Raw genomic sequence first — 12,318 nt, forward strand, 5'->3', positions numbered from 1 at the left:
GACAGCAACGACGACAAGACTGATAGCCGGGGACGCCCCTCTGCGCTAGCGACTGCCGGCGGCCCCAGCATGTCCAGCCAGCATGTTCCAGTGTGAGCCGTCGGGAAAGTCCGCTTGCTCCCATTGATGTTCGCGGACGTTCGCTGCCGACTCTTCGTTACTGGAGAAATTTCCTTGAAGCTCAGCATCTGCACGCGTGGTGATCTGGTGCGTTTCGTCACCTGGGCGGCCATTCTTCGGGCCGCAAACGACAGCATGCGCTGCGTGGTCCGCATTTTGTCGAGGCCGTTCGCCGAGATGGACGTGCGCCATCACCGCTCGGGTTCGACAACCGCGAGAACATCGCGTACGCACATCTGCGGCATCGGCTTGATCGCGCTCGCGGCATCTCCGCTGGTTCATGCGACGGGGTTCGTGGCCGGTGGCTCGCTCGCACAGTCCCGTTACCTGCATTCCGCGACCACCTTGTCGTCGGGCAAGGTGCTCGTCGCGGGCGGTAACAGCGGTAGCGACAATCTTTCCTCCTGCGAACTCTACGATCCGACGGCGAATACCTGGACGCCGGTCGGTTCGCTCACGACGAAACGCGAACGCCATACCGCGACCTTGCTGCCGTCGGGCAAGGTGCTGGTGACGGGCGGCATCTCGGGCAGCGCCATCACAACCTCGAGCGAACTCTTCGATCCGACGACCAATACCTGGTCGGGAACTCCGGCACTTTCCCGGGCACGCGAAAGCCATACCGCGACCTCGCTGCAATCCGGAAAGGTGCTCGTGGTGGGTGGCTTCAACGGAACCGATGGGGTTCTTCCTCAAGGGGCGGTCTACGATCCGGTCGCCGTCGGTTGGGCGGCGGGCGGTACTCTCACGACCGCGCGCACCAACCACGCCGCGATCTTGCTGGCATCCGGCAAGGTGCTCGTCACCGGCGGACAAGGCTCGACCGGCAGTGCGCTCGCTTCCGCCGAGATTTACGACCCGGCCACGAATACGTGGTCGGTGACGAGCCCGCTCGCCGCCGCACGCTATCGTCATACGGCGATCCTTCTGCCGTCGGGAAAGGTGCTGGTTGCGGGTGGAAACAGTAATTCCGGTTCCCTGGCCTCCGCCGAACTCTACGATCCGACCACCAACACCTGGTCCGCTGCCGGCCCACTGGCGACCGGGCGCTACTACCACACCGCCACCTTGCTGCCGACCGGCAAGGTGTTCGTTGTCGGCGGGACAGGTACCGCCGGCACCCTGGGTTCCGCCGAGCTGTACGACCCGACGAGCAACACCTGGTCCTCGGCAGGCTCGCTCGCAAACGCTCGCAAGTACCAGACCGCCACGTTGCTGCCCGCCTCGAGCCGGGTGCTCCTCGTTGCCGGTCAAGGCACGGGCGGAGCACTCACATCGGTCGAACTCTACGGTCCGGGCGTCTGGACGATGGCCGGCTCGTTAGCAACCGCCCGCTACTTCCACTCGGCAACCTTGTTGGCTTCAGGCAAGGTGCTCGCTGCTGGCGGTTACAACGCCGTTCCTCTGGCTTCGGTCGAGCTCTACGATCCGGCCGGCAACACCTGGGCCGCTGCCAGCCCGCTCGCGAGTGCACGCAATCTGCACAGCGCGTCGCTGCTGCTGTCCGGCAAGGTCCTCGTCGCCGGTGGCGAAAACAGTACCGGCTTTGTCGCCGCGGCGGAGGTTTACGATCCGGCCAGCAACACGTGGACCGCCGGCGGCTCGCTCGCAAAGGCGCGCAGGTACCACACGGCAACGGTACTGCCCTCGGGCAAGGTGCTCGTCGTCGGCGGGAGGGACAACGCGAGCAATTTCGTCGCGTCGGCCGAACTCTACGACCCCGCCAGCAACGCGTGGTCCGCGGCCGGCTCGCTCGCGACCGGACGCTACCAGCATACGGCGACCCTGTTGCTGTCGGGCAAGGTGCTGGTTGCGGGTGGAGCCAGCAGCACCGGGTCTCTGGCTTCGGTGGAGATCTACGATCCGGCCACCAACATCTGGTCGTCCGCTTCCACACTCGCGACAGCCCGCAGTCTGCATTCCGCGAGCGTGCTGCCTTCCGGCAAAGTGCTTGTCGTGGGCGGCAGCCCCGGTACCCTCGCCGGCATTGCCGCGGCGGAGCTCTACGATCCGACGACCAATACCTGGTCGGCAGCGGGCTCGCTGGCGGCCGGACGCTACGTGCATACGGCAACCCTGTTGCCTTCGGGTCAGGTGCTCGTTGCGGCGGGCGTGAGCGGAGGCAGCGCGCTGCTGTCGGCAGAAACGTACGATCCCGCCAGCAATGCGTGGTCGCCGGCGTCCAATTTCCTCGCAACGGCACGCGCCTACAGCACCGCGACCTTGCTGCCTTCCGGCGCGGTGCTGCAAGCCGGTGGACTGAACGGCAGCAGCGCGGTCGGCAGCAGCGAGGTGTTCTACCCGGCCAGCGTTACCTGGTCAGCGGCAGGGTCGTTGACAACCACCGAACGGGACCTGCACACCGCGACGCTGCTGCCGTCGGGAAAGGTGCTCATCACTGGCGGTCGCCAACTCGGCAATTCGGGACTTGTCTCCACGGAACTCTACGATCCGGCCGGTAACACCTGGTCCGCGGCCAGCGCGCTCGCCATCGCGCGCTACTCGCACACTGCAACGCTACTGCCGTCAGGCAAGGTGCTCGTTGCCGGCGGTCGCGACATCGACGGAGCCACGCTCGCTTCGTCGACGATTTACGATCCGGCCACCGATACGTGGTCGGCAGGCGCCTCGATGACAACAGCGCGCGATTCGCACACGGCAACCTTGTTGCCCTCGGGCAAGGTGCTCGTGGCTGGCGGAATCAATACCGCCACGACGATAGCCACGGCCGAACTGTACGATCCGGCGACCAACACCTGGTCTGCGGCCGGATCGCTTGCCGCCGCGCGCAACCTGCACAAGGCGACGCTGCTGGCCTCGGGCAAGGTGCTCGTGGCCGGTGGTCAAAGCGGCGGTGCCTTGGGTACCAGCGAGCTCTACGACCCGCCGAGCAATACGTGGTCCGCGGCAGGTTCGCTCATCAGCGCACGCTATTCGCATACGCAAACGCTGCTGCCTTCGGGGAAAGTGCTCGTGACCGGTGGCCAGCTCAGTAGCGGAGTGGCGGCTTCGGTCGAGATCTACAATCCGGTCACCAACATCTGGTCGGCAGCCAGCCCGCTCGCAACAGGGCGTTACGCGCATACCGCGACCTTGCTGCCATCGTCCCAGGTGCTCGTTGTCGGTGGCGTGAACATCCTTGGATATCTCAGCTCGGTCGAGCTGTTCGATCCGATCAGCAATTCGTGGTCCACGATCAACCCGATAGCCACGGTGCGCGGCCGACACACGGCGAGCCTGCTGCCCTCCGGTCGGGTGCTCATTGCGGCGGGTACGGGCTTCAGCTCGGCGGAACTCGCCAATCCCGGCTTGAGTCCCGACCCAGCGCGCCAGCCGACGATCACGACCAGCAACGCCTTTGTACTTCAGACCAGTGCGCTCGCGGTGACTGGCAGCGGCTTTCGGCCGAGCCTGGAGGGCAGTAGTAGTGAGGTGAACAATTCGGCATCCAATGTGCCGGTATTTCAAGTGGAGCGCCTCGACAACCAGCAGAGGATATTCATCGCCAACGACCCGACGGTGAACTATTCGAATACGAGTTTCACCGGTAGTGCGACGGCGTTCGCCGGCTTCCCCGCGGGCCCCGTGCTGGTGCGCGCGTGGGTGAATGGCGTCCCCAGCGCTGCGAGCTACAGCACACTGGCGGTGATGCCCGGCAAACCGGCCACACCGACCGCGAGCGCAGCCATCGAGCAGGCGACCGTGAATTTCACGCCGGTTTTCTACAACGGTGGCACCCCCATCACGAGCTACACCGCGAGGGCAACGCCGGGAGGGGCGACAGCATCGTGCACCGCGCCGTGCACGAGCATCGTCTTCAATCCGATCGGTTGGGGCGCGTATACGTTTACTGTCGCTGCGAACACGGCCGCAGGCACCGGGCCGTGGTCGTCCCCAAGCAGCACGGTCTGGGTGACCCGGGCCACTACCACGACCATCACGTCCACGGCGCCTTCGGTGGCAGGGCAGCCCTATGCGATCGCCGTAACGGTCAGCATGGCCGGCGGCACGCCTGTTAGCGGGACGATCAGCGTCAGCGACGATGCGATACCGCCCAATACCTGCGGACCGGTTACGTTTTCGGGCGGAACCGCGACGTGCACGATCGCCTGGTTCGCCACCGGCACCTACGCGCTGACCGCGGTCTACGGGGCCCCGGCCGGCGGTATCTTCGCGCCCAGCACCAGTGCGGCGCAAATGCACGTGGTGAACAAAGGCGGTACCACGGTCACGATCTCGCCGCCGAGTGGAGCGGTCAGCGTGGGCAGCGCCTACCCGATCACTGTGTCGGTGACCGCGGCGGCTCCGGCGGCCGGAGTGCCAACCGGCAGCGTCAACATCAGCGACGGCACCGGCGACACGTGCACGATCCCGACGCTCGACGGCAACGGCGCCGGCACCTGCCAACTCACGCCGACGACTGCCGGCGGCAAGACGCTGACGGCCACCTATGCCGGCGATGCGAACTTCACCGGCAACAGCGGCAGCGCGAGCCTGACCGTCACGCAAATCGCCACGACCTCCGCTGCCACGAGCAGTGCCAATCCCAGTGCGTTCGGTCAAGGCGTGACGTTCACAGCCGTTGTCAGCGGCAACGCGCCGACCGGAACGGTTGCGTTCAACGACGGAACGAACGTCATCGCCGGTTGCAGCGCGGTCGCCTTCAGCGGTGGAACGAGCAACAGCCCGACCGCGCTGTGCCTGACGAGTTCACTCACGACGGGAACGCACAGCGTCAGCGCGACCTATAGCGGCGATGCGGTCAATGCGGGGTCGACATCGCCGCCGGTGTCGCAGGTCGTCAATCCGGTATCCAGCGCGACGGCCGTGTCCACGAACTGCCAAACGACGTTCATCAACAACGAGCCGTTCACGCTCACCGCGACCGTCAGCGGTTCAAGCCCCACCGGTACCGTGACGTTCGAGCGTGCTCCAGACGTTCTCTGCGACAGGGTGGCGCTGACTGCCGGCAGCGCCAGTTGCACGGTCAGCACACTTGCGACGATCGGGTCGAATAGCCAGGACACCTTCGACCTGACCGCACGCTACAACGGCGATCAAAACAATGGAACGAGTACGAGTTCACCGCTGAGAGTCACGGTGCTCAATACCGCCGATGTTGTTTTCAGAAACAACTTCGAGGAGATGACGCCATCGTGCCCAATCTTCTGATGGCTAGGAGTAGTCCTAACCAAGCAGTTCGGAATCGGGGAGGGCACTGTCAACCGCACCGTCAAGCACGCGGCCGTATTGGCCACTGAAGAATCTATAACCACGCGACACGGTGGCTACAACGCGACTCCCTCTCCCCCGACTGCTGTCGGGGGAGAGGGTAGGGTGAGGGGGCAACGCCGTGCATCGCGTAGCCCCAAGCCGCTGCCCGAAACCGAGATCTGACCGGCCGTGCGCCACGTCGCGCGCTCGAAACTGCCGACTGAAACCGCGAGCCCCTCGTCCAGATCTGCAAGGTCAATACCCTTGCACGCGAGGTCGCCGTCCCGTTCCGCAAGGTCAAAACCCCTGAACGCGAGGTGCCGAACCGTGTCCGCAAGCTTCAGACCCCTTACCGCTAGGTCGAAAGTCCGAAGCCTCGCCGTTTGAACCTTGCGCGCAAGCTTGCCGACCTCACGCTCCGCGCTTTCCACCTTGCACTCCGCCGTTGGAACCTTAACCGCAAGGTTCAAACCCTTGCCCCAAGCCCGAGTTTTCCGGAATTTTGGCCCCCAACCGCCGCTGCCACGTCTTTTCGACCTGTCCTAGCGGCTTGGCCCCCAAAACGAGCGAAAAACGACCTCGCACTCCGCGCTTTCGACCTCGCGCGCAAGGCTTCGAACCTTTCACGCAAGGTAGCCGACCGGGTGCACGAGGTGCGCCGTCGAGTACCAGCCGTCCGTCCACGCGCTACCGCTACGGCGAAACCACCGGCCTGCGCCCGCGCCCCCGGGGACCATACGCCGGCCCACGCAGTCCCCCGATCGATCATGCAAAAAGCCCTTCCGGAACGACAAAAACCCTTTCCGGAGAGGGCGATTCCTTGCAGGCGGACTCTCAGCGCCGTGGCTGGTCGCGTGCCCCCCTATTTCACCTCACACCCCACACGTCTTCGCCCACTGCGGATCAAACCCCTTGCCCTCCGCCGCCAGTTGCCGCAAATCCTGGTAACACTCCGACAGCAACAGCCCGGGCACCTCGCCCAGGGTGAGGCTTTCCTGGTAGTCCCCGTCGGCACGCAGGAATTTCAGGCTGAGCAGCGCCACTGGCTTGTTCTCCTCCGGAAAGCTGCTGCCGCTGAATTCGATCGTGGCGGTGATGCCCAGGCCGCGCCAGGTCTTGGTGTAGTCGGTGAACCAGCTTTCGCCGTGGTTGGCGCGGGCGTAGCCGAGTTTTTGTGCGCGGCTGCGCAAGGTGAAATTGGGTAATACGTAACCTTCAAACTCTTTCAGTTCCTGGGCCTGGTGCAGCTCGGCCGGCAGGCGGTAGACGCCGCGGCCGAACAGGGGGAATAGCGGCATGACCTTGTAGTCGCTGAGGTGTTGCTGCCAGCGGGCGGCCAGTTCGGCGGGCAGGATGAAGGCGTGGGCGATGCGGATTTTCGCGGTGTCGGCCACCGTGACGGGGTTGTCGTCGACGTCGGTGAGGGAGCCGTCGCCCAGCGGCCGGAAGGTGGCTTTGACCTCGCTGCCGTCGACCACGGCCCAGACCAGGGATTCGACCAGGTGGCGGGCGATGGGGTGCTGCAGCAGGTAACGGTTCCAGTCTTCGAACGGCCATTCGCGCTGGGTGCACAGCGCCTCGTAGAAGCGGTCGGTCTGCTGCGTGAGTGTGGTCTTCAGGGTTTTCTTGGCGTCGGTCCAGCTCTTCTTGGATTCCTTGGCCAGGGCTTCGTCGTCGTCCTTGCGCGGGTCGGGCAGGGCGGCGAGGGTCTTGCCGGTTTCGTCCTGGAGCTGGAGGGTCAGGTCGGGCATCAATCGCCCGGTGAAGGCGCGCTCGCCGTAGCTCAGGGTCATGCTGCCGGTTTCGTCGAAGCCGGCGGCGGGGATGGTGCGGTCGGCCAGTTCGGCCACGGTCCAGCCGCGGCGTTCGGCGAGGGCGTCGACCTGCAGCGCGGCTTCTTCCTGGATGCCCTTGGTGCGGAAGCGGTTGCCGACGGCGAGCAGCAGTTGTACGGCGGTCGGGTGCGGAATCCAGGCCAGCATGGCGATCAGTGCCTTGCAGTGGGCCGCGCGCGTGCCGTAGTAGTCCTTGAGATAGCGCGCCACCACGGGTACGGCGCCACCGCTGGCGCAGGCGGCGGCCAGGGCGAGGATGCCTTTGCTGGCGATGGCGCTGCCGGAGGGCTGCTTGAGGTATTTCGGCAGCAGCGCTTCGTATAACTGTTCAATGGTGTAGTTGAGCTGCGGGTTGCCGGTGAAATACTGGGGATACTGCGCCATGAACTGGTGCGTGTTGCGGGCGCTTTCCTGGGCCGCGCGCGTGGCCAGTGCCTTGTCGATGGGCCGGGTGTCTTCGGTTATCCAGGCGTCGAGCAGGTGCTGGCCGAGGACTTCGCGGCTGCGCGCTTCGAACATCGCGCAGTACTGGCGCAGCAGCGCATGCGGTTCCGGCGTCTTCTGCTTGGCGGCCTGGATGACCATGCCGCGAATGAGCACGGGGTCGACCGCTTCGGCGGTGTCCGCCCAGGTGACGGTGGGCAAGGCCTCCCAGTGGAACCACTCCAGATCCTTGCCGGCGCCTTTGGCCCAGGCTTTTTCCGCCTCTTTGGCCAGGGCCTTGCGATCGACGAAGGGCGCGGTGCTGCGGCCCAGGGCGATCAGCGTTTCCAGCAGCGCGCCTTTGGCGGCTTCCTGTTTTTCCGCCTTGGCGGCTTTTTCCAGCGCGGGCACGGCGGCTTCCAGGGCCAGGTCGCGTATCCACGCAGCGGCAGCGGCGCGGACATCGGCCTTGCCGTCGGACAGCGCGGCGATGACATGGCCGTCGCGCTGGGGCAGGCGTGCCAGCACGGCCCGGGCTGGGCCGCGCTGCGCCTTGGGGCCGGTCAGTGCCACTTCCAGCAGCCAGGCCACCAGTTCCGGCGGCACCTGCGGCAGCAGGCCAATGGCGCGGAAGCGCGCGCTGTGGTCGGCAGTGGGGTAGTTCTGCACGTTCCCTTTCAGCGCGTGCACCACGGCGTTCAGATAGTGCGCAAAGAACGGCCAGCGGTCTTCGGCACTGCGTTCGCCGGGGCGCAGGCGCTCGCGCACGTGGCCGAACGCGTAGAGCAGCTTGTCCGTGGGCACGCCGAGTTCAGACAGCGCGATGGCGTAGCCGAGCATCGCGGGCTGGCCGGTGCGGCGGCGCAGCTTCTCCACCGCGTCGATGCCGTGGTGGTTGAGCCATCCGGAGTGATTCACCAGCAGTCCGAAGTAGCGATACAGCTTGAGCAGCAGCACCAGCGATGCGCCGTCGCGTTGTGGGATCTGTTCCAGCGCGGCGTAGACGGCCTTTTCGGCAATGTGGTGCAGGGTGAGGGGTGTCGCCGGCGTGGGCTCGGCCGCCACGAGATAGTCGCGCAGCTGCTGGCGCGTCTGCGTGGTGATGGGTGGCGCGCGGTGGTTGTCCTGGGCGACGCGCGCATTGGCTGTTTCGATGGCCGCGTCGACTTCGTGCCAGAACGGCTCCAGCAGCGCTGTAAGCGCGGCGTCGTCGGGCACGCTCCAGGCGATCACGGGAACGGTATAGGCGTTGACGGGGCCTTGCGCGGCGTCTTCGCGGGCTTCCCACTCCGTGATCAGCGCTTGCACCGAGGTGGCTTTGTCGGCGCGTGCGGTATCGCGCACGAAGTCGCGCAGCGTCGCGTCGTTGCGCCGGCGCGCAATGTCGTCGAGAAAGCGCAGCGCCTGCACGCGCTGGTCGGGCTTGGCCTTGGGCGCGATCTCGCGCAGCACGGGCACGACATCGTCGATGACCTTCCAGGCCAGGCCCTGGGCCAGGCTGTTCACCTGCTTGCTCGTGGCGCAGGACAGCTCGGCCAGCGGCGCAGCAAAGGGCTTCAGCGCAGCGGCGCTCAACGGCGATAGCAGTGCCAGCACGTGCAGGCGCTGGGCGGCGTCGGCTGGTGTGAGGTGCGGCAGTATCAGATCGGCGTAGCGCAGCACGGCATCGCTGAGATCGCACAGTGCGCCGATCGACAGGGCGCAGGTTTCCGTATGTCGGTGATGCTCCAGCGGCGTCGCGAACGCGGCGACCACGAGCGCGGACGGCGGAAGGCCATCGGCGGCGAGCGCGTTTTCGAATACGGTGGAGGTCACGCGCCGGTACAGCGGCCGCTCCGGCCACAGGCGCGACCAGCCGATCATCTGGTGTATCAGCGCTTCGGCCCAGCGCGCGCGCGGCGGTACTTGCAGCGCGCCCGCCCAGTAGTACGGGTTTTCCAGCAGGTTGGCGACGATCTCGCCCCAGCGCACCAGCATCGCCGGGTCGATGGACGCGACGTGCGCATAGACCGGCTCCAGCGCGCGTTTCCAGGTGGTGGCGCTGTTGTCGAGCAGCAGCTTGGACAGGGCAGGGTGCTTGCCCAGGGTCGCCGGCAGGCCGGCGGGCTCGCCGTCGGCGATGTACCGCGCGATATCCGCGAGCGAGACGGCCTCGGTGAGGCGGCCATCGGCATCGGCCGCGGGGGCGAGCAAGGCCGTGAGTGCGGCCGGCCATTCGGCCGACGTCATCGCTGGCGCGCTGGCCGCTTGTTCCTGTGTTGCTGTCGTCATGGATAACCCCGAATGCCCCTTGTGGGCCGACCGCGCGACTGTAGAGCGAAGCGCAGCGGCGAGGCGAGGACGTCTTCACGAAGCGGAGAACGAAACGCGGAACGCTGTCGCCTGCGCCGTGTGTGCACGCGTGGATAGCGGGTGGCACAACGGTGATTCGGGCATGCCGGAAACGCACAGCGTTGCTGCGCATAGCAGCGCAACCGTGCGCTGGCCCTCGACGTGACGCCTGCCGGCAGGGCATGCCGGCAGGCGCTTCCCGTCATCGCGTCGCGTAGCGTCGCCAGGCGAGACCGACGAGGCCGAGCAGCATCAGCAACATCGCCAGGCGATCGAGCGTCGGGACCGGCACCGGCGGACTGATGCCGACCACCACGGCGAAGCCCGTGCCGTCGGTGGTGCCGGGGCGGGTGGGATCGTCCGTGACTGCGGTGGCATCGTTGCTGCCGTTGCCGTCGCTGTCGTAGTTGATCGTGCCCTGGTTGGTGATCTGGCCGCTCGCGTTCGCGTTGATCGACGCGACGAGGGTGATGGTCACGCTGCCCGTCGCCGGGATGGCGCCGTTCCAGCGCACCGTGTTGCCGGCGCTGGAGGCGGTGCCCGCGGTGGCGTTCGCGGAGACCAGGGTGAGGCCCGCCGGCAGCGCATCGACGAACTCGTCGCCGGTGTTGTCGGCCTGGGCACCCGCGCCGCTGTTGCTCAGCACGATCACGTAGGTCACGTTCGTGCCTGCCAGGAAGCTGCCGCTCACCGATTTGGTGCCGCTGAGCGTGGCTCCGCTCGGCGGCGTGACGGTGACGCTGTCCGTATCGCTGGCGCTGTTGTTGCCCGTGGTCGGATCGGTGGTGCCCGCCGGCGCCGTCACCGTGGCGGTGTTGGTCAAGGTGCCGGTGGCGGCGCCCGAGATCGCGCAGGCCGCGGTGTAGGTGACGCTACCACCGCTGGGCAGATTCACCGTGTCGCTGAGATTGCCGCTGCCGCTGGCGGTGCAGGTGCCGCCGCCGGCACCGGCGCAGGTCCAGGTGCAGGTCTGGCCGGCCGGGAACGTGTCGGTCACGGTGGCGCCCGGCGCAGCGCTCGGGCCGGCGTTGCTGGCGACGATGGTGTAGGTGGTGCTACCGCCTGCGGCGACCGCGCTGACGCCATCGGTCTTGGTGATCGACAGGTCGGCGCTGGCGCCCAGCGTGTCGCTGTCGGTGGCCGAGTTGTTCGCCGGGTTCGTGTCGGTGACGCTGCCTGGCGCGGTAACGGTGGCGGTATTGGTCAGCGTGCCGGTGGCGGAGGCGGAGATCGAGCAGCTCGCGGTGTAGGTGACGCTGCCGCCTGACGGCAGGTTCACGCTGTCGGCGATGTTGCCACTGCCGCTGGCGGTGCAGGTGCCGCCGCCAGCTCCGGCGCAGGTCCAGGTGCAGGTTTGCGAGGCGGGGAAGGTATCGGCGACGGTGGCACCGGTGGCGTTGCTCGGCCCGGCATTCGATGCCGTGATCGTGTACGTCACGCTGCCGCCTGGCGTCGCCGAGGTGACGCCATCGGTCTTGGTGATCGACAGGTCGGCGCTGGCGCCCAGCGTGTCGCTGTCGGTCGCGCTGTTGTTGCCCGGCGTGGGATCAGTGACGCTGCCTGGCGCGGTAACGGTGGCGGTGTTCGTCAGCGTGCCGGTGGCGGAGGCGGAGATCGAGCAGCTCGCCGTGTAGGTGACGCTGCCGCCCGACGGCAGGTTCACGCTGTCGGCGATGTTGCCGCTGCCGCTGGTTGTGCAGGTGCCGCCGCCAGCTCCGGCGCAGGTCCAGGTGCAGGTTTGCGAGGCGGGGAACGTATCGGCCACGGTCGCGCCGGTCGCGTTGCTCGGCCCGGCATTCGATGCAGTGATCGTGTAGGTGACGCTGCCGCCTGGCGTCGCCGAGGTGATGCCATCGGTCTTGGTGATCGACAGGTCGGCGCTGGCGCCGAGCGCATCGACGTCGGTGGCGCTGTTGTTGGCCGGTGTCGGATCGGTGACGCCGGCCGGCGCGCTGACGGTCGCGGTGTTGGTCAGAGAACCGGTGGCGGAGGCGGAGATCGAGCAGCTCGCGGTGTAGGTGACGCTGCCGCCCGACGGCAGGTTCACGCTGCCGGCGATGTTGCCGCTGCCGCTGGCTGTGCAGGTGCCACCGCCAGCCCCCACACACGTCCAGGTGCAGGTTTGCGAGGCGGGGAACGTATCGGCCACGGTCGCGCCGGTCGCGTTGCTCGGCCCGGCATTCGATGCAGTGATCGTGTAGGTGACGCTGCCGCCTGGCGTCGCCGAGGTGATGCCATCGGTCTTGGTGATCGACAGGTCGGCGCTGGCGCCGAGCGCATCGACGTCGGTGGCGCTGTTGTTGGCCGGTGTCGGATCGGTGACGCCGGCCGGCGCGCTGACGGTCGCGGTGTTGGTCAGAGAACCGGTGGCGGAGGCGGAGATCGAGCAGCTCGC

At 66.9% G+C, this 12,318-nt stretch carries 3 protein-coding genes; 1 reads left to right on the forward strand and 2 read right to left on the reverse strand.

The window, feature by feature from the left end; all coding sequences use genetic code 11:
* The first annotated feature begins 174 nt into the window (after nt 1-174).
* Complete coding sequence (locus DFR29_RS15900; protein WP_166654132.1) at nt 175-5,292, forward strand: Kelch repeat-containing protein; 5,118 nt, start codon at nt 175-177, stop codon at nt 5,290-5,292.
* Between the two features lie 914 nt (nt 5,293-6,206).
* Here DFR29_RS15900 and DFR29_RS15905 read toward each other — a convergent pair.
* Nucleotides 6,207-9,863, reverse strand: coding sequence for a DUF4132 domain-containing protein (locus DFR29_RS15905; RefSeq protein WP_133819600.1), 3,657 nt, complete (start codon nt 9,861-9,863; stop codon nt 6,207-6,209).
* Nucleotides 9,864-10,125: 262 nt separating this feature from the next.
* A partial coding sequence (locus DFR29_RS15910; RefSeq protein WP_166654133.1) for a beta strand repeat-containing protein occupies nt 10,126-12,318 on the reverse strand: 2,193 nt, incomplete at its 5' end.

The organism is Tahibacter aquaticus (genome assembly GCF_004363655.1).
In the GTDB taxonomy this organism is placed as follows: Bacteria; Pseudomonadota; Gammaproteobacteria; order Xanthomonadales; family Rhodanobacteraceae; genus Tahibacter; species Tahibacter aquaticus.